Below are 18,067 nucleotides of genomic sequence, written 5' to 3'. Positions count from 1 at the left end.
CTCCACCACCGCTTGAGAGGAGCAGTCATGCTGCGAGGAATGGCCACCGTTTCGTACTTCGCCGACGACCACGAGGCCGCGAAGGAGTGGTACGCGGAGTTCCTCGGCATCGAGCCGTACTTCCAGCGGCCCGGGTACGCCGAGTTCCGCATCGGCGACCACCAGCACGAACTCGGGCTGATCGACCGGAAGTACGTCCCGGCGAGCATGGGCGGGGCGAGTGGCGAGATCGTCTACTGGCACGTCGACGACCTCGAGGCGACCGTCGCCCGCCTCCACGAGCTGGGCGCGAAGGAGTACGAGCCGATCACCGAGCGCGGGCCGGGGTTCGTGACGGCGTCGGTCGTCGACCCGTTCGGCAACGTCCTCGGCGTGATGACCAACGCGCACTACGTGGCGATGCTGACGCGCTGAGAAGGTGTGCGGCGGCACCACGGGATCTTCGCGACTTGTAGCCGCCGCACACATGGCCCGCGACGCGGGTCACGCTTACCGTTCCCGTCCATGACCAGCGATCTGGACGGGCGCACCGCCCTCGTGACCGGCGGGGCCGGGGGCATCGGCCTCGCCTGCGTCCGCGCTCTCGCGGCGGCCGGGGCCAAGGTGCACGTCGTCGACGTGGACGCCGAACGCGCCGAAGCCGCCGCCACCGAAGTCGGGGGCTGGGCGCACGCCGCCGACCTGACCGACCCCGCGGCCATCGGCGCGCTGCCCGCCGAGGTCGACATCCTCGTGAACAACGCCGGCATCCAGCACGTCGCGCCGATCGAGGACTTCCCCCCGGACGTCTTCGCGCGCATCCAGGCGCTGATGGTCACCGCGCCCTTCCTGCTCATCCGGCACGCGCTGCCCTCGATGTACGCCCGGGGCTGGGGCCGGATCGTCAACATGTCGAGCGTCCACGGGCTGCGCGCCTCCGCCTACAAGGCCGCGTACGTCGCCGCCAAGCACGGGCTCGAAGGACTTTCCAAGGTCGCCGCCCTCGAAGGGGCCGAGCACGGGGTCACCAGCAACTGCGTGAACCCCGGGTACGTCCGCACCCCGCTGGTCGACGGCCAGATCGACGCGCAGGCCGCCGAGCACGACATCCCGCGCGAGGACGTCGTCGCCGAGGTCCTCCTCAAGCGCGCCGCGATCAAGAAGCTCATCGAACCCGACGACGTCGCTTCCCTGGTGGTGTGGCTGTGCTCCCCGCGCGCCGGCCACATCACCGGGGCGTCCATCCCGCTCGACGGCGGCTGGACCGCCGCCTAGATCCCGCCAAACCACAAGGAAGCGGAGCCCGCAGTGAGCCAACCCCACCGGTCGGCGATCGCCAAGATCGTCGGCGCGAGCCTGATCGGCACCACCATCGAGTGGTACGACTTCTTCCTCTACACCTCGGCCGCCGCGCTGGTGTTCAACAAGCTGTTCTTCCCGACGGCGGACCCGCTCACCGGCACGCTGCTGGCGTTCCTGACCTACGCGGTCGGGTTCCTCGCCCGCCCGATCGGCGGCCTGGTGTTCGGGCACTTCGGCGACCGGCTCGGGCGGAAGAAGCTGCTCATCGTCAGCCTGTCGCTGATGGGTGGTTCGACGGCGCTCATGGGCGTGCTGCCGACGTACGCGTCGGCGGGTGTCGTGGCTCCCTTGCTGCTGACACTGCTCCGCCTCGTCCAGGGCTTCGCGCTCGGCGGGGAATGGGGTGGCGCGGTCCTGATCGTCTCCGAGCACGGCGACGACCGCCGCCGCGGGTTCTGGGCGAGCTGGCCGCAGTGCGGCGCCCCGGGCGGCAACCTGCTGGCCACGGCGGTGCTGGCGATCCTGTCCGCGACGCAGTCCGACGCGGCCTTCCTGTCCTGGGGCTGGCGGATCCCGTTCCTGCTCTCCGCGGTGCTGCTGCTGATCGGGCTGTGGATCCGGCTGGCCGTCTCCGAGTCGCCGGTGTTCCTCGCCGCCCAGCGGCAGGCCGAGGCGCGCGAGGAGAAGCACGTCCCCGTCGTCGACGTCTTCCGCCACAACTGGCGCGAAGTGCTGGTCACCATCGGCGCCCGGATGGCCGAGAACGTGTCGTACTACGTGATCACCGCGTTCATCCTGGTGTACGTCACGACCGGGCTGCACCTGCCGAAGGGCGTGGGCCTGACCGCGGTCCTGATCGGCTCGGCCGTGCACTTCGTGACCATCCCGGTCTGGGGCGCGCTGTCCGACCGCGTCGGCCGCCGCCCGGTCTACCTGTTCGGCGCGATCGGGATGGCCGTGTGGGGCTTTGCGTTCTTCGCGCTGCTGGACACGAAGTCGTCGGCGGTGATCGTCCTGGCCACCACCGTCGGGCTGGTGCTGCACGGCGCGATGTACGGGCCGCAGGCGGCCTTCTTCGCCGAGCAGTTCCCGACCCGCGTCCGCTACACCGGGCTGTCGGTCGGCGGTCAGCTGTCCTCGATCGCCGCCGGGGCCGTCGCGCCGCTGATCGCCGTGGCGCTGTTCTCGGCCTGGGGCAGCACCGTGCCGGTGTCGCTGTACGTCGCGGCGATGTGCCTGCTCACCGTGATCGCGCTGCTGGCGTCCCGCGAGACCCGCGGCCGGTCGCTGCACGACGACGGCGTTCAGGCGGAACAGGAGACCGTTTCGCCCTAGCATGACCGCCGTGACCGCACCTTCCGACGCGTTGCGCCGGCTGCTCGACCTCCTCGCCTCCGGGGCGAGCACCGAGCAGCTGGCGCACGTCGTCGTGGCCGCCCGCGCCGAAGGCACCCTCGGCGCGGGCGACCTGGCCGCACTGGCCAGCGCGGGCGAGCTGGCGCTGCGGATCCGCGAGACGCTGGAGGAGCACCGGCGGCGCGAAGCCCAGGTCGGCGCGTTGTTCGCCACCGCGAGCGAGCTCGCCGCGCTGTCCGATCCGGACACCGTGCTGCGCTCGATCGTCCGCCGCGCCCGGGCGCTGCTCGGCGTCGACGTCTCCTACCTGTCGCTGAACCGCGAGACGGAGAACAAGACCTACGTCCGGGTCAGCGACGGGTCGGTGTCGGCGGAGTTCCAGCAGATCGTGCTCGGCATGGGGGAGGGCCTCGGCGGGCTGGTCGCGCAGACCGCCCGCCCGTACGCGACTTCGGACTACTTCAACGACGACCGCTTCAAGCACACCCGGCACATCGACTCCGGCGTCAAGGACGAAGGCCTGACCGCGATCCTCGGCGTCCCGCTCGCGATCGGCCCCAAGGTGCTCGGCGTGCTCTTCGCCTCCGACCGCGCCGCGCGGGAGTTCACCGCGGACGAAGTGGCCCTGCTGTCGTCGCTGGCCGACCACGCGGCCATCGCGCTGGACAGCGCGAACCTCCTCGACCAGACGCGCCGTGCGGTCGCCGAGCTCAACGAGGCCAACGCGACGATCCGGGCGCAGAACGAGGCGATGGAACGCGCCGAGGACGCCCACGACCGGCTCACCGACCTGGTGCTGCGCGGTGGTGACCTGCCGGACGTCGCCGCGGCCGTCGCCGGCGTGCTGCACGGCGACCTCACGGTGTACGACGCCGACGGCACGCTCCTGGCCAGTTCGGCGGCCCCGGTCGCGCTGGACCCGGGCGCGCTCGCCGCGGCCCGCGCCGCCGGCCGCGCGGTGTCCACGAAGGACTGCTGGGTGTGCGCGGTGCAGGCCGGGCCCGAGCTGCTCGGCAGCCTCGTGCTGACCGGCCGCGCCGGGCTCACCGACCCCGACCGGCGGCTGTTCGAACGCGCCGGCGTCGTGACGGCGCTGCTGCTGATGCTCCGGCGGTCGGTGGTGCGGGCCGAGGACGAGGTCCGCGGCGAGCTGCTCACCGACCTGCTGACCGCGCCCGACCGCAACCCGCGAGCGCTGCTGGCCCGCGGCCGCCGGCTGGGCATCGACCTGTCGGCGCCGCACGCGGTGCTGGTCGCGCACGCCGACGGCGGCTCGCGGCGGCGGGTGGCGAGCGCGGCCGCCCGGCACGCGACGCTGGTCGGCGTGCACGCGGAGGAGGTCGTGCTGCTCGGCGAGGGCGACCCGGACGAACTGGCCCGGCGGGTGGCCGCCGACCTCGGCGCGGTGACCGGCCGTCCGGTCACGGTGGGCGCGGCCGGCCCGGCGGGCGGCCCGTCGGCGATCGCCGACGCCCACGCCGAAGCGGCCCGCTGCGTCCGCGCCCTGCTCGCGCTCGGCCGGACCGGCGAAGGCGCGGCGATGGCCGGGCTCGGGTTCCTCGGCCAGCTGCTCGGCGACCGCGCGGACCTCGACGCGTTCGTCCGGCAGACGCTCGGCCCGGTCCTGGACTACGACGAGCGCCGCGGCACCGAGCTCGTCGCGACGCTGCGGGCGTACTTCGCGAACGGGGCCCAGCTCGCGCGCACGAAGGACGTCCTGCACGTCCACGTGAACACCGTGGTGCAGCGGCTGGAGCGGGTGGCGTCGCTGCTGGGCGAGGACTGGCAGGCGCCGGACCGCGCGCTGGAGATCCAGCTGGCCCTGCGCCTGCACCGCCTCGGCACGCGGTGATTTCTCCCAGCGTGCTGCCACCAGAGCCGATTGCGCCGGGCGGCCCTAGCGGGACGCGCCGCCACCGGGCACCGTGGAAGGCGACGGATACCGAGACGATGGGGGTTCTCGTGAAGGAATTCGAAAGCGCGCTCGCGGCGGCGTTCGACGTCGTCCCGGCGGAACCGGCCGGGCTGGCGATCGACCGGCTCGACGGCAGCCGGTCCACCGGGTCCCCGGCGCGGCTGTGCTACACCTGGGTGGCGGACCCGGTTCGCCCATCGGTCAGCCCCTGTAGGTGACCGAACCCGTACCGCCGGTCGTCGGGTTCAAGCGGCACCTCGGTACCGCAGTGGTGCCCGGCGATGCGGTGTACGTGCTCTCCGAAGAAGGCGCGACAGCCCTGCGCGGGCCGCACCTGGAGTCCCTGGTCCCGTTGCTCGACGGCACCAGGGACTTCGCGGCCCTGCGCCGGGAACTTCCCGCCGGCATCCCCGCCGACGAGGCCGCCGCGGTGCTGACGCGGCTCGCCGAAGCCGGGCTGATCGGCCTGCGGCCCGGGGTATCCGACGCCGAATCGGCGTATTGGGACGCCGTGGACGGCGAAGCCGGACGCGGCCGGGTCGCGGTGCTCGGCGCGGATCCCGCCACGACGGACGTCCTGCGCGCGGCCGGGCTCACCGTGGCCGAAGACGCGGACCTCTCCCTCGTGCTGTGCGATGACTACCTCGCCGATCATCTGTCCGATGTGGACGCGGAGCACCGCCGGACCGGGCGGCCGTGGCTGCTCGCCAAGCCACTCGGGGCGCGGGTGTGGCTCGGCCCGTTCTTCACCCCCGGCGACGGCCCGTGCTGGCACTGCCTGGCCGCCCGGCTGTGGGGCAACCGGCCCGCCGAAGCCCACGTGCGGGACGCGCTCGGCTTGCCCGGTCCCGTGCCGCGCCCGCCGGTCGCCCTCGCCCCGCTGACCGCCGTCGCGCTCAACCTGGTCGCCCTCGAAGCGGTCAAGTGGCTGGCCGGGCAGCGGTACCCGGGCCAGCGGGCACTGTGGACGTTCGACAGCCGGGACCTGACCGGCGAACGGCACGAAGTCCGCGCCCGGCCACAATGCGCGTCGTGCGGGAACCCGGACCTGGTGCGCGACCGGACGCGCCGTCCCGTGGTGCCGGCGTCCCGGCCGAAGTCCCGCACCGACGGCGGCGGGCACCGCGCGCTGCCGCCGGAGCAGGTGCTCGAGGAGTACCGGCACCTGGTCAGCCCGCTGACCGGTGTCGTGAAGGAACTGCGCCGCGACACGCGGGGCCCGGCCTTGTTCGCGTCCTTCCGCTCCGGGCCGAACACCGCGCTGGGCCGGCGTGGTGCCGAGCGGCTGCGCACGGCGTTGCGGAGTGAGAACGGCGGCAAGGGCGTCACCCCGATCCAGGCCGAGGTCGGCGCGCTGTGCGAAGCCCTCGAACGGCACAGCGGGCACTACGACGGCGACGAGGAACGGGTGCGCGCCAGCTTCCGTTCGCTGGGCGACAAGGCCGTGCACCCCGACACGTGCCAGTTGTTCCACGAACGGCAGTTCGCCGACCGGGCTCGGCTCAACGCGCGGCACGGGCCGTTCCAGTTCGTCGGCGAGCCGTTCGACGACGACGAAGTGCTGGACTGGACGCCGGTGTGGTCGCTGACCCGCGGCGAGCACCGGCTGTTCCCGACCGCCCTGCTGTACTTCGACGCGCCCGGGCCGCCGTCCGTGCTCGCCGACTCCAACGGCAACGCCGCGGGCGGCACCCTGGAAGACGCGGTGCTGCAAGGGATGCTGGAGGTCGTGGAACGCGACGCCGTCGCGCTGTGGTGGTACAACCGCACCCGGCAGCCGGCGGTCGACCTGGCCGCGTCCGGCGACCCCTGGATCGCCGAGCTGTGCGAGGTGTACGCCGGGCTGGGGCGCGAACTCTGGGTCCTCGACGTCACTTCCGACCTCGGGGTGCCCGCGCTGGCCGCGGTCTCCCGGCACGTCGGCGGGCCCCGCGAGGCGATCATGCTCGGGTTCGGCGCGCACCTCGACCCGGCCGTCGCGCTGCGGCGCGCGTTGACCGAGCTGAACCAGATGATGCCCGCGGTCCTCGACGGCTGGGACGGCGGCGACGACCCGGACGCGGTGCGGTGGCTGCGCGACGCGACCGTGGCCACCGAGCCGTACCTGCTGCCCGCCCCGGGGCGCCCGGTGCTCAGACCCGACGCCTCCTCGCCCGACCTGCTCGCGGACGTGAACCTGGTGCGGCGACGGCTGGAGGACGCCGGGCTCGAGGTGTTCGTGCTCGACCAGACGCGGCCCGACATCGGCCTGCCCGTGGTCAAGGTGATCGTGCCCGGCCTGCGGGGCTTCTGGGGGCGGTTCGCACCGGGCCGCCTCTACGACGTGCCCGTGCGGCTCGGCCGGCTGACCGAGCCGCACGGCTACGACGACCTCAACCCGATGCGGATCTTCCTCTAGCACTGGCCGTCGGCGATGACCCAGTAGCCGGGTGACGTCTCCTTCAGCGCGTGCGTCGTGAAGGTGTTCCACAGCCCCATGGCCTGGTTCGAGCCGTTCGCGTACGTCTGGCCGCCGCTCTGGTGCGCGCGGCCCGCCTGCGTGTGGGCGTAGTTGCTGGCGCTCACGCACGTCCCCGACGGCGGGGCGCTCGTCGTGGTGGTGGTCGGCGGCGCGGCCGTCGTCGTGGACCCGGATCCCTTGTCCAGCCCCCAGAACACGCCGGTGTAGTAGCTGGAGCAGATCCCGGCGAGGAAGTACGCGCCGGTGCTGCCGCACTGCGTCGTGCCGGTGCCCGGGTCGACGGCGGTGCCGTGGCCCATGCCCGCGATGGAGTACAGCTGCACCTTGTCGGCGTAGTTCGTCAGCGTCGTGCCGCCGGGCAGGGACTGGGTGCTCGTCGGCGTCTGGGAGACGCCGTGCACCGCGGTCCACTGGTCGCGCAGCTCGGTGCCGTTGACCGGGTAGACGGTGTAGTCGCCGGTGCCCTGCCAGATCGCCACGCGCGGCCACGGCCCGCCGTAGCCGGGGTTCTGCGCCGTGACCTTCGCGGCCCACTGCGCCGGGCTCAGGTTCTGGTTGTTCTGCTGGCAGCCCGACGCCTGCGTGATGCTCGTGGCGCACTGCGCGGGGATCCCGGCGTTGATCCCGCCGCCGGCGAAGACGTCCGGGTACGCGGCGAGCAGGTCCGCGGCCATCGCGCCGCCCGCCGACAGCCCCGTGACGAACACGCGCGAGGTGTCCGAGCCGTGGTCGGCGACCGCCTTGTCCACCATGGACTTCACCGACGCCGCCTCGCCCTTGCCCCGAGTGTCGTCGTTGGGGTCGAACCAGGTGAAGCACTTCAGCGAGTTGTTCGCGGTCGACGTCTGCGGGAACACCACCTCGAACCGCCACCGGTCGGCCAGCGCGGGCCAGCCCGAGTGGGCGTAGTAGTCCGCGGCGCTCTGCGTGCACCCGTGCAGGGCCACGACGACCGGGCGGCCGGTCTCGAGCCCGGCGGGGGTGTAGGTGTACATCGCCAGCGCGCCCGGGTTGGTGCCGAAGTCCGACACCTGGACCAGGGACGCGGCGGGCGGATCGGCGGCCGAGGCCAGCCCGGTCGTGGTGAGTGCGGCGGCGGCGATCGCGGCCAGTCCGGCGAAGGCGAGCTTGCGCATGGTGAAGTCCTTCTCGTCGTTGAGAGGGTTTCCAGCGACGCTAAGACGGCTCCGCGGTTCAGGCCATGTGGCCGTCCACCACATCGGCAGGCGGATTCATGGTGACCGGCGGGATGGCTCTCCGGCCGCGCACGCGCTTGAGTTCTGTCCCATCGACGAGACCGGAGGTGGACCGTGCGGGGTTGGCTGACCTGGGTACTGGCGGGTGCGCTCGCGGCGGCGCTGCCCGCGCCGGCGTCGGCTTCGGCCGGGCACTGCCGGGTGGACGTGCCGGGCGCGGAGAAGTCCGTCGCCGGGTGCCTCGACGACCTGACGACGACGGGCACGCTCGCGTCGGGCCACACCGTCGAGGCCGACTGGGCCGGGCTGACGTCGGCGGGACTGCCGGTGCCGGGCCGCGTCCCCGGCGTCCAGGTCGACGGGTACTTCCCGGACTCCTCGACGTCGAACGCGAACAACGGCTGGAACCACGACTCCCAGTTCGTGCTGCGGCTGCCCGACCGCTGGAACGGCGGCCTCGTCGTCACCGGCGCGCCCGGCGTGCGCCGCCAGTACGCCAACGACCGCGCGATCGGCGACCAGGCACTGGCCGAGGGCTACGCCTTCGCCTCGACCGACAAGGGCAACACCGGCGCGGCGTTCTACGCCGACGGCGTCCGGCCGGGCGACGCGCTGGCCGAGTGGAACACGCGGGTCACGCAGCTGACGCTGGCCGCGAAGGGCGCGCTGACCCGCCACTACGGGCGCCCGCCCGCGCGGACCCTCGCCGCCGGGCTGTCCAACGGCGGGTACCTGGTGCGGTGGCAGCTGGAGAACCGGCCGTGGCTCTACGACGGCGGCGTCGACTGGGAGGGAACGCTGTGGCGCGCCGATGGACCGAACCTGTTCACGTTCCTGCCGCCGGCGCTCCGGGCTTACCCGGCGTACGCGGCGGGTTCGGCGGCGGCACACCAGTCCATTTTGGACGCCGGGTTCGCGCCGGGGTCGGAGTTCCTGTGGGACTACCACTACCGCGTCTACTGGGACCTCACCCAGCGGATCTACCGCGAGGAGGTCGACCCGGCGTTCGACGGCCCGCTGGCCGCCGGAACCCCGTTCTGCGCCTCGGGAACGCCGTCGTGCGACGCGGACTACGCTTACTCGGCCCGGCCCGCTTCGGTGGCACGGGCGGTGGAGCGGATCTCGCTGACGGGCCGGATCGGCAAGCCGCTGCTGACGCTGCACGGCACGCTGGACACGCTGCTGCCGATCACCCGCGACTCCGACGTCTACGACCGGATGATCACGTCGTCGGGCCGCGGCGCACTGCACCGCTACTACCGCGTCGAGGGCGGCAACCACGTCGACGGACTGGTGGACCAGTACCCGGACCGCCTGCGGCCGCTGGGCCCGTGCTTCCGCACGGCGTTCGACGCGCTGACGGGCTGGCTGCACGGGGTGCGCCCACCGGCGTCGGCGACGATCGCCCGCCCCGCCGGAGCGACCCCGGCGGAGCTGGCGACCTCGTGCGACCTGGGTTGACCGGTCAGTCGCCCTTGATCAGGTGGTTGGCCAGTGCCGGGCTGAACGTGCCCGCCGGGACGCCCGTGCCGTAGCCGCAGCTGCCGTCGGAGTCGCCGGGGACCTTGATCCACAGCTGCATCTCCGGGCCGCCGCCGAGCTGGGACGTCGCGCCCAGCTTGCGCTTCGGGGGGTTGCACCACTCGGAGTCGGTGCCGTGGCCGTTGCCGTTGCGGCTGGAGTCGATCACGAACGGGGCCGCGTAGCCGAGGGCCGAGCCGACCGCCTTGCCGTAGGTGGTCGACTCGGCCGTCGTGTAGAAGTTCGACACGTTGAGCACGAAGCCGTGGATCGACTGGACGCCCACCTGCTTCAGCCGCGAGGCCATCGTGGCCGCCGGGATCCAGGTGGCGTTGCCGCCGTCCAGGTACGCCCAGGTGTTGGGCGCCTTCTGGGCGAACTGGGTCGCGGCGTACTTCAGCAGGTCGACGCGGTCGGTGCGGGCGGTGCCGGTCAGGCAGTCGAGCTGGGCGAGCGCGTCCGGCTCGAGGACGACGATCGCCGGCTTGCCGCCGATGCCGTCGGCGAACGCCGAGATCCAGTCGCGGTAGGCCTGCGGGCTGCCCGCGCCGCCGGTCGACTCGCCGCCGCAGTCGCGGCCGGGGATGTTGTAGGCGACCAGGACCGGCAGCTTGTCGGCGACGTCGGCGGCGTAGGTGTAGCTGTCGACCGCGGCGCGGATGTCGCCGCTCCAGTTGCCGAACCAGCGGGCGCCGGGCTTGGTCGCGATCGACGTCCGGATCGGGCCCGCGAGGCTGTCGGCCGGGTGGTCGCGGACCCACACCGCCGGGTTGGAGTCCGGGTCGACATAGAAGCCGTTCGTCTTCTCGAGGGGGTTGCCGTCGGCGGCGACGGCCGGGGACGCGGGGGCGAGGCCGGTGAGCGCGAGCGCGGCGGCCACGAGCCAGGTCGAAATGCGCATTCCGCGAGTTTGCCGAGCGGGTGTACACGGGCCGTACAAACAAAACTGAACCGGTTGCCCCGTGCGTCCGTACTACTGGGTGAGGGGCTCTCTCCGGCTACCCCGAAACCGGTTCTGACCTGCGGTTACGCCGCCGGACGGACCACCCCGTCCGGCCGCTTGCGGCAGCGTCGCCCCCTCGTTCATGATGTGTCCCGGGGTCCGCGAAATCCGTTCACGTCGAATAGCCAGGTGCCGGCCATGCTTCGGAAGAACCGTCCATCCGGAAGTGAACGCCATGCTGCTACCCGTCGCCGGGGCCACCTGATGGCCGCGGACCTGCCCGGCCTCGCCATCGTGGCCGGCCTCCTGCTGCCCGCGCTGGCCGCCGCGGCCTGGGCGATCGCGCTCGAGCGGCGCCCGCTCCGCGGCCCCGACGAGCCGGACGAAGAGCCGGACTGGACGGTGGCCGGCATCCAGGCGCGGCTGCGCTTCGAGCAGGCGGCGCGCCGGCTGGCGGAGGCGGGCACGATCGCGCTGCCGACCCTGCCGATCCCGCGGCAGACGGGTCGCGAGTCGTCGCTGGACGGGCTGCCGTGGCGGGTGCCCCGCACCCTCCCGCCCCCGCGCCCGGCGGGCCGCAAGCTGGTCCCGCAGCTGGCCTTCGCGGCCCCGGACAGCGACCTCATGCGGCGCATCCTGGACGGCCTCCGCAAGCTGGACTGACCGCTACGGCCCGAGCGCGGCCGGCGACTCCGCCTCCGGGATCAGCAGGCGGGGCGCGCCCGTGCCGTCCGCCGGGACCGACCAGACGTCCGAGTGGCCCGGCGCCCGCGCCACGCCGTAGCCGATCGTGTGGTCGTCGAGCCAGGCCGGCTGGTCGTCGACGCTGCGGGTTTCCGCCAGCGGCGTCACCTTCGCGGCCGCCAGGTCCAGCACCGACAGCCGCCAGCCGCGGGCCGGGTCACCTTCCACGGCGGACTTGAACGCCACCCGCGTGCCGTCCGGGGACAGCGACGGGCATTCGACGTTCTCCCGGACCGTGCGGATCGTGTGCGCGGCGAAGTCGCCCGCGACCAGGTAGCGGTGGCCGGCGGACGACATGGTCGCGTAGAAGTGGCGGTCGTCGGCGGTGAACGTGACGCCCCAGAAGTTGAGGTCGGCCGCCTGGTACGGCTTGCCGTCGAGGGTCACCGCGTAGTCCTCGAGCGTGCCGGCCAGGTCGCCGGTCGCGGTGTCCAGGATGCCGGCGCGGGTGGAGAACATGCCGCCGTTGTACGAATCCCCGGTGACGAACACCGTCCACGCGAGCATCCGCCCGTCCGCCGACACCCGCGCCCGGTTCGGCAGCCCGACCAGCGGGATCTCCCGCTGCGACGCCAGCCGCGCGTCGAGCACCACCAGCTGGTAGGTGGTCAGGTCGCCGTCCGGGCGCAGGCAGAGCCCGGTGCCGCCGGCGGCGTACACCCGCGAGCACGCCAGCGGCGAGACCGTCCGCGGGCCGCCCGGGTCGGTGGCGGACACCGTGGCGACGTGCCCGCGGTCGGCGTCGGCCGTGCTGCGGAAGAGCAGCCGCGGGCCGGGGGAGAGGCTGACCGCGCCGGTCGCGGCGACGTCGTGGCCGCGCGCGCTCGCGAACCCGACGTACGCGACCGCCGCGCCGGCCAGCACGAGCACGCCGGCGACGGCGATCAGGATCCGGACCTTCATGCGGTGGCCTTCCGGGGCGAGAGGACGGCGAACGTCACGCCGATCGCGACCACGGCCCCGCCCGCGGCGACGCCGATCGCGAGCTCGGCGCCCCAGAACTGCCACGCCAGTCCGAAGAGGACGGACGAGGTGAAGTACGCGAGCGCCTGGACGGTCTGCACGAGCGAGATCCCCGTGGTGCGCAACGACTCCGGCAGCAGCGGGCCGGCCAGCGCCATCAGCACGCCGTCGGTCGCCGCGTAGAACGCGCCGTACAACGCCAGCGCCGCGGCGATCAGCGGCCACCCGGACACCGGCCCGGCCAGCAGCAGGTAGACGACGGCCAGCGCGCCGTAGCCGCCGAGCACCACCGGTAGCCGCCCGATCCGGTCGGCGAGCGCGCCCAGCGGCGCGGCGAGCAGCAGGTAGCTGAGGTTCGTGCCGACCGCCAGCAGCGGGAACCAGCCGGTGGCGATGTCTTCCTCGTGCTGCAGGAGCAGGTAGACGAACCCGTCGCCGACCGTGGCCAGCCCGAGCACGCACGCCGCCACCAGCAGCCGCCGCACGCCGCTGCCGCGCAGCAGGGCCACCGCCGCGCGCGGCGAGACCGCCTTCGGGTCGGCCCGCGGGGTCCGGTGGTCGCGGACGAACAGCACCAGCAGCAGCACGCCGATCGCGGCGATGCAGAAGCTGACGACGAACACGGCGTCGAAGGCTCCGGGGTCGGCGGCCCCGACCGCGGCGAGCACGGCGAGCGCGACCAGCGGGCCGGCGAACGCGCCCACGCTGTCCATCGCGCGGTGCACGCCGAACGCCCGGCCGAGCAGCGGTTCGGGCGCGGACAACGTGATCAGCGCGTCGCGCGGCGCTGTCCGCAGGCCCTTGCCGGTGCGGTCGAGGGTGATGACCGCGCCGATCGCGGCCGCCGACGCCCCGGCCGCGAGCAGACCGAGCTTCGCGACCGCGGACAGCGCGTACCCCGTGCCGGCCACCACCTTGCGCCGCCGGACCCGGTCGGCGACGTACCCGCCGACGATCCGCAGCACCGCCGTCGCGCCGGTGTAGAGGCCGTCGAACAGCCCGTACGCGGCGGGGCTGAGGTCCAGGCCGAGCACCAGGTAGACCGGCAGGACCGCGGTGACCATCTCCGAGGACACGTCGGTGACCAGGCTGACCGCGCCGAGCGCGAAGACGTTCGCGCCGACCGCCGAGAGCTTGCCCTTCGCGGCGTGCTCTCGGCGGCCGACGGTGGAGAGGTACACGCGGGTTACTGCCAGACGTCGAGGATCGGCGACTTGCTCGCGGCGCCGCCGATGCCCGGCAGGCCGTAGGACGCCTCGATCGTGCGCAGCACGGTGTAGTGGTTGATCGATTCGCTGTAGCTGCCGACCTTGACGTGCGCGCCGGTGAAGCTGGTGAAGATCTGGTTGACCGACGTGCCGCTGTCCTCGTCGAAGGTGGTGATCAGCAGGCTGTTGTGGGTCTTGGCCCACTGCGCGTACGCGTCGAGGTGGTTCTTCAGCCAGGTGTCACCGGTGCCGATGCTGCAGTCGTGCATGTCGTTGCACATATCGGGCGTAACGAACGAAACGGTCGGCAGCTGGGTGAAGTCCGTCGGGAAGCTCGAGAACCGGACATTGCTGGCGGCGGGGACGTTCGAGAAGTCGACCCAGCTGTTGTGCTTCCGGCGGTAGGTGCCGCTCGAACAGCCGGTGTAGCCGTCGGAGGGCATGGCTTCCGAGTAGCCCTTGAACGTCTTGCCCGCGCCGATCAGCTGCTCGCCGAGGTTGGCCTTCGCGCCGAGGTTGGCGGGGCAGCTGTCGTCGGTGACGCCCTGCGTCGCGCCCGAGAAGAGGGCGACGTAGTTGGGCTGGCTCGGGTGGGTGATCGCGAAGGAACTGGTGAACTTCGCGCTCTGCGAGGCGAGGGTGTTGAAGTAGGGCGCGCTGGAACTGCCGTTGATCGAGGAGTACTTCTTGTTCTCGAACATCACCAGGACGATGTGGTCGAACGCCGGCACGGCCGCCGCGGCCGGCTGCACGGCGGGCTCCGCCGTCCGGGTGACGACCGCGGCCGTGACCGCGCCTGCGGTGACGAGCGCGGCGGTGGCGAACACGGCGACGATCCGCTTGCGGATCATGGGTCCTCCAGCGTGTGGTGGGTGCGGGCGCCTCATGATGCTCACGCCGGAGGGCTGCTGCGTGCCGTGTCGTGGTCCGGTTGGTGAACACCAGGGAACCTTCGGCGGACAACGGAAAGAGTGGGTTAATGGCTTTCCGGTGTCAACCTCCTTTGGTAGGTGTCCACAATGGCCGGTCAGGGAGTTGACAGGTCGTTCCCAGCTCGCTCAAAGGAACGCGGCCGAAACTCGTTCCCATGGACCCCTCGACGAACGCCAGGACCGCCCACCGGGAACGGGGCCGCCGCAAGGCCGCCCTGGCCACGGCCGCGGCCGCGCTCCTGGGCGCGGCCGCCGCCGGCGCGATCGGCTTCGGCCTGTCGTCGGCGAACGCGGACACCGTGCAGGACACGACGACCACCACGACGACCTCCGGTGACCAGGACCAGCTGCAGGCCCCGGACAGCGGCCTGAGCTCCGGTTCGGGTTCCGGTTCCGCGCACACGGGATCGGGTGCCTCGTGACGACCGCGGCGACGGCGTTCCGTGCGCTGGGCACCACGGCGGAGGTCGTGGTGACGGACCCGGCCCGGCTGAGCACCGCGGCCGAGCTGCTGCACGAGGAACTGGCGGCGATCGACCTGGCGTGCAGCCGGTTCCGCGCGGACTCGGAGATCTCACGGCTGCACGAGACCGCGGGCCGCCAGGTGCGGGTGGGTCCGCTGCTGGCGGAGGCACTGGGCGTGGCACTGCGGGCGGCCCGGGTGAGCGACGGGCTGGTCGACCCCACGGTGGGGGCGGCGGTGCGGGAGCTGGGGTACGACCGCGACTTCGCCGAGGTGGCGGGGCGTGAGTTCGGCTTCGCTGCGACCGGGCGTTCGCAGGACGGCGGCTCGGCCGGGCACGATCCCGGTTCGGCCGGCGGGCTTGCCGCGGCCGGGCGTTCGTACGATCTCGACGTGGTCGAGGCCGCCGGGTGTGAGTTCGGCTTCGCTGGTGGGTTCGCTGCGGCCGGGTGTTCGCAGGACCGCGATTCCGGCCGCGACCTCGCCGCCGCGATCGGCGAGCCGGGTTCGGCCGGGCAGGCCCGCTCCGGCGAACCCGCCGCGGACACCGGTGACTTCGCCCCGCCCACCCCCGCGCCCGGCTGGCACCGCGTCCTCTTCGACCCCGGGCAGCGCCTCGTCGTCCTGCCCCGCGGCGTGCGCCTGGACCTCGGCGCCACCGCGAAAGCCCTCGCCGCCGACCGGGCCGCGCGGCGGATCCACTCCGTCGTCGGCTGCGGCACCCTCGTCAACCTCGGCGGGGACCTGCGTGCCGCCGGGCGCGGGCCGGCCGGGGGGTGGCAGGTCGCGCTGGCCGACGACCACGCCGGGGCCGTCGCCCGCCCGGACGCCACCGTCGCGCTGCACCGGGACTTCGCCCTGGCCAGTTCCGGGATCACCCGGCGGCGCTGGCGGCGGGGCGGCCGGACGGTGCACCACATCGTCGACCCGCGCACCGGGGACGTGCCGGAACCCCGCTGGCGCACCGTGACCGTCGCCGCGAAGTCCACTGTGGACGCCAACACCGCCGCCACCGCGGCCGTCGTCCTCGGGACCGGCGCGCCGGAGTGGCTGGCACGGCGGCGGCTCCCCGCGCGGCTCGTCGGCCTCGGCGGCGACGTCGTCACCACTCCGGGGTGGCCGTCGTGAGCGCCGCCGTCTGGTACTTCAGCCGCGCGACCGGGCTCGTCTCGCTGGTGCTCTTCACCGGCGTCGTCGTGCTCGGCGCGCTCGGCGCCGGCCGGTTCGCGACGCCCGCGTGGCCGCGGTTCACGATCGCCGCGGTGCACCGGAACCTCGCGCTGACCAGTCTCGCCTTCCTCGCCGCGCACATCGCGACGGCGATCCTCGACGGCTACGTCTCGCTGAGCTGGCTGGACGTCGTGCTCCCGTTCGGCGCGGGCTACCAGCCGTTCTGGGTGGGCCTCGGCGCCGTCGCGATCGACCTGCTGCTCGCGATCGTCGTCACCAGCCTGGTCCGGACCCGCCTGCCCGCCCGCGTGTGGCGCGCCGTGCACTGGCTGGCCTACCTGTGCTGGCCGGTCGCACTGGTGCACGGCATCGGCATGGCCGAGGACGACGCCGCGCGCGGCTGGATCGTCGCGCTCGACGTGCTGTGCGCGGTGGCCGTGCTCGGCGCCGTCGCCTACCGCGCCGGCGTGAAGCACGCCGACACCGAAACCCGCAAGCTCTCGCCGCTGGGAGGCACCCGATGAGCATCCTGCCCCCGCACCGGCTCGACCTGGCCGGGCACCGGCGCCGCAACGGCGTCGTCCCGTGGGTCGCCTACCACGGCGACGACGGCCGCGACCGGCTGGTGGAAGCCGTCGAAGCGGCCGGCTTGCGCGGCCGGGGCGGCGGTGGCTTCCCGACGGCGGTGAAGCTGCGCGCGGCCCGGTCGCGGCGCTCGATCGTCGTCGCGAACGGCTGCGAAGGCGACCCGCTGAGCCGGAAGGACGCGGCGCTGCTGACTCTCGCGCCACACCTCGTCCTGGACGGCCTGCAGCTCGCCGCGCACGCCGTCGGCGCCACCGAAACCGTGCTGTGCGTGCACGCGGGCAGTCCGGTGCTGCCGAGCGTGACCGCGGCGCTGGCCGAGCGCGACGACCACGTGCCGGTGCGGATCGCGGAGGTCCCGCGCCGGTACGTCGCCAGCGAGGAGAGCGCGCTCGTCCACTACCTGACCTCCGGCGACGCGCGGCCGCTCGGCAAGGAGCCGCGGCCCGCCGAGCGCGGGGTGCGCGGCCGCCCGACGCTGGTGGACAACGTCGAAACCCTGGCGCAGCTCGCTTCGGTGGTGCTGCTCGGCCCGCACCACTACCGCGCCGCGCGCACGGACCTGGTCACGGTGACCGGCGCGGTCCGGCAGCCGGGTGTCGTCGAGCTGCCCGCGGGGCCGTCCCTGACGGCGGTGCTGGCCGCGGCCGGCGGCGAAACCGAGCCGGTGCAGGCGGTGCTCGTCGGCGGCTACGGCGGTACCTGGACGACCGACCTGCGCCTCGGGCTGTCGGGGATCCCGGCGGTCTACGCGCTGCCGGCCAGCGCGTGCGGCCTCGAGTACACGGCGAAGGTGCTGGCGTTCCTCGCGGCGGAGTCGGCCCGGCAGTGCGGCCCGTGCATGTTCGGCCTGCCGTCGATCGCGGCGGACTTCGCGGAGCTGGTCCGGGGCGGCCCGTCGGTGCACCGGCTGGCCCACCGCCTCCCGCTGCTCACCGGCCGCGGCGCGTGCGCCCACCCGGACGGCGCGGCCCGCCTGGCGGCGAGCGCGCTGCGCACGTTCGGCGCGGACGTGACCACGCACCAGGCCGGCGGCCGGTGCCGGGTGCTGGAGGGAGTGGCGTGAAGCTCACGGTGGATCCGATCGGCTGCCGCGGGCACGGCTTGTGCGCGGACCTGCTGCCGGAGGTCGTCCGGCTCGACGAGTGGGGGTACCCGGTACTGGCGAACGGACCCCTACCCCCGGAACTGGCGGCGGAGGCCCGCCGCGCGGCGGCCGCGTGCCCGGCGTTGGCGTTGCGGCTGCGGAAGGCGTAACCCGGCGCACCGCGCGCCGGCCGGCCTCGACCGCGCGGGCACCGCCGTGTTCGTCCGGCCGACGAACGGCGC

The 18,067-nt window shown here is 73.6% G+C and carries 18 protein-coding genes; 13 read left to right on the top strand and 5 right to left on the bottom strand.

Translation table 11 applies throughout. The features are described from left to right. Positions 1 to 27: 27 nt before the first annotated feature. The 6 genes from AB5J73_RS43715 to AB5J73_RS43690 all read left to right on the top strand — a co-directional run bounded on the left by AB5J73_RS43715 (position 28) and on the right by AB5J73_RS43690 (position 6,950). On the top strand, positions 28 to 414 hold the full coding sequence (locus AB5J73_RS43715) for a VOC family protein (RefSeq protein ID WP_370965307.1): 387 nt from the start codon (positions 28 to 30) through the stop codon (positions 412 to 414). A gap of 90 nt (positions 415 to 504) precedes the next feature. Beyond that, the gene (locus AB5J73_RS43710; protein WP_370965305.1) at positions 505 to 1,254 is read left to right on the top strand and encodes a 3-hydroxybutyrate dehydrogenase; all 750 of its coding nucleotides are present in this window, start codon (positions 505 to 507) and stop codon (positions 1,252 to 1,254) included. 33 nt (positions 1,255 to 1,287) lie between these two features. Beyond that, on the top strand, positions 1,288 to 2,616 hold the full coding sequence (locus AB5J73_RS43705) for an MFS transporter (protein ID WP_370965303.1): 1,329 nt from the start codon (positions 1,288 to 1,290) through the stop codon (positions 2,614 to 2,616). Between the two features lies 1 nt (position 2,617). Next, complete coding sequence (locus tag AB5J73_RS43700; protein ID WP_370965301.1) at positions 2,618 to 4,489, top strand: helix-turn-helix domain-containing protein; 1,872 nt, start codon at positions 2,618 to 2,620, stop codon at positions 4,487 to 4,489. 110 nt (positions 4,490 to 4,599) lie between these two features. Beyond that, positions 4,600 to 4,770 (top strand): hypothetical protein, encoded by a 171-nt coding sequence (locus AB5J73_RS43695; protein ID WP_370965299.1) that lies wholly within the window; start codon positions 4,600 to 4,602, stop codon positions 4,768 to 4,770. After that, positions 4,767 to 6,950, top strand: a complete 2,184-nt coding sequence (locus tag AB5J73_RS43690) for a TOMM precursor leader peptide-binding protein (protein ID WP_370965297.1) — start codon at positions 4,767 to 4,769, stop codon at positions 6,948 to 6,950. The genes AB5J73_RS43695 and AB5J73_RS43690 overlap by 4 nt, the downstream gene beginning before the upstream one ends. On the opposite strand, the gene AB5J73_RS43685 is transcribed toward AB5J73_RS43690, so the two are convergent. Continuing rightward, entirely contained in the window at positions 6,947 to 8,149 is a 1,203-nt protein-coding gene (locus AB5J73_RS43685; RefSeq protein WP_370965295.1) for a PHB depolymerase family esterase, read from the bottom strand. The two genes, AB5J73_RS43690 and AB5J73_RS43685, sit on opposite strands and share 4 nt — an antisense overlap. Before the next feature lie 174 nt (positions 8,150 to 8,323). Between AB5J73_RS43685 and AB5J73_RS43680 the strand changes: the two genes are divergently transcribed. Next, positions 8,324 to 9,670: a tannase/feruloyl esterase family alpha/beta hydrolase gene (locus AB5J73_RS43680; protein WP_370965293.1), complete on the top strand. Its 1,347-nt coding sequence runs from the start codon at positions 8,324 to 8,326 to the stop codon at positions 9,668 to 9,670. Between the two features lie 4 nt (positions 9,671 to 9,674). Here AB5J73_RS43680 and AB5J73_RS43675 read toward each other — a convergent pair whose 3' ends face one another. Further along, positions 9,675 to 10,631 carry a glycoside hydrolase family 6 protein gene (locus AB5J73_RS43675; RefSeq protein WP_370965291.1) on the bottom strand — a complete coding sequence of 319 codons (957 nt, stop codon included), beginning with the start codon at positions 10,629 to 10,631 and terminating at the stop codon, positions 9,675 to 9,677. 306 nt (positions 10,632 to 10,937) lie between these two features. Between AB5J73_RS43675 and AB5J73_RS43670 the strand changes: the two genes are divergently transcribed. Continuing rightward, positions 10,938 to 11,336, top strand: a complete 399-nt coding sequence (locus AB5J73_RS43670) for a hypothetical protein (protein WP_370965289.1) — start codon at positions 10,938 to 10,940, stop codon at positions 11,334 to 11,336. Between the two features lie 3 nt (positions 11,337 to 11,339). On the opposite strand, the gene AB5J73_RS43665 is transcribed toward AB5J73_RS43670, so the two are convergent. The 3 genes from AB5J73_RS43665 to AB5J73_RS43655 are packed head-to-tail and all read right to left on the bottom strand — an operon-like array spanning position 11,340 to position 14,439. Continuing rightward, on the bottom strand, positions 11,340 to 12,320 hold the full coding sequence (locus AB5J73_RS43665) for a hypothetical protein (protein WP_370965287.1): 981 nt from the start codon (positions 12,318 to 12,320) through the stop codon (positions 11,340 to 11,342). Beyond that, positions 12,317 to 13,561, bottom strand: a complete 1,245-nt coding sequence (locus AB5J73_RS43660; protein WP_370965285.1) for an MFS transporter — start codon at positions 13,559 to 13,561, stop codon at positions 12,317 to 12,319. The genes AB5J73_RS43665 and AB5J73_RS43660 overlap by 4 nt, the downstream gene beginning before the upstream one ends. 5 nt (positions 13,562 to 13,566) lie before the next feature. Next, positions 13,567 to 14,439 carry an alkaline phosphatase family protein gene (locus AB5J73_RS43655; protein WP_370965283.1) on the bottom strand — a complete coding sequence of 291 codons (873 nt, stop codon included), beginning with the start codon at positions 14,437 to 14,439 and terminating at the stop codon, positions 13,567 to 13,569. Positions 14,440 to 14,675: 236 nt separating this feature from the next. Between AB5J73_RS43655 and AB5J73_RS43650 the strand changes: the two genes are divergently transcribed. The 5 genes from AB5J73_RS43650 to AB5J73_RS43630 are packed head-to-tail and all read left to right on the top strand — an operon-like array spanning position 14,676 to position 17,995. After that, positions 14,676 to 14,942 carry a hypothetical protein gene (locus tag AB5J73_RS43650; protein ID WP_370965281.1) on the top strand — a complete coding sequence of 89 codons (267 nt, stop codon included), beginning with the start codon at positions 14,676 to 14,678 and terminating at the stop codon, positions 14,940 to 14,942. After that, positions 14,939 to 16,111: an FAD:protein FMN transferase gene (locus tag AB5J73_RS43645; RefSeq protein WP_370965279.1), complete on the top strand. Its 1,173-nt coding sequence runs from the start codon at positions 14,939 to 14,941 to the stop codon at positions 16,109 to 16,111. The genes AB5J73_RS43650 and AB5J73_RS43645 overlap by 4 nt, the downstream gene beginning before the upstream one ends. Then, positions 16,108 to 16,677 carry a ferric reductase-like transmembrane domain-containing protein gene (locus AB5J73_RS43640; RefSeq protein ID WP_370965277.1) on the top strand — a complete coding sequence of 190 codons (570 nt, stop codon included), beginning with the start codon at positions 16,108 to 16,110 and terminating at the stop codon, positions 16,675 to 16,677. The genes AB5J73_RS43645 and AB5J73_RS43640 overlap by 4 nt, the downstream gene beginning before the upstream one ends. Next, positions 16,674 to 17,804: an NADH-ubiquinone oxidoreductase-F iron-sulfur binding region domain-containing protein gene (locus tag AB5J73_RS43635; RefSeq protein WP_370965275.1), complete on the top strand. Its 1,131-nt coding sequence runs from the start codon at positions 16,674 to 16,676 to the stop codon at positions 17,802 to 17,804. The genes AB5J73_RS43640 and AB5J73_RS43635 overlap by 4 nt, the downstream gene beginning before the upstream one ends. Then, positions 17,801 to 17,995 carry a ferredoxin gene (locus AB5J73_RS43630; protein WP_370965273.1) on the top strand — a complete coding sequence of 65 codons (195 nt, stop codon included), beginning with the start codon at positions 17,801 to 17,803 and terminating at the stop codon, positions 17,993 to 17,995. The genes AB5J73_RS43635 and AB5J73_RS43630 overlap by 4 nt, the downstream gene beginning before the upstream one ends. Positions 17,996 to 18,067 lie beyond the last annotated feature (72 nt).

It is taken from the genome of Amycolatopsis sp. cg9 (assembly GCF_041346945.1).
Classification (GTDB): Bacteria; Actinomycetota; Actinomycetes; order Mycobacteriales; family Pseudonocardiaceae; genus Amycolatopsis.
This window is presented reverse-complemented; position numbering and strand designations above follow the sequence as displayed.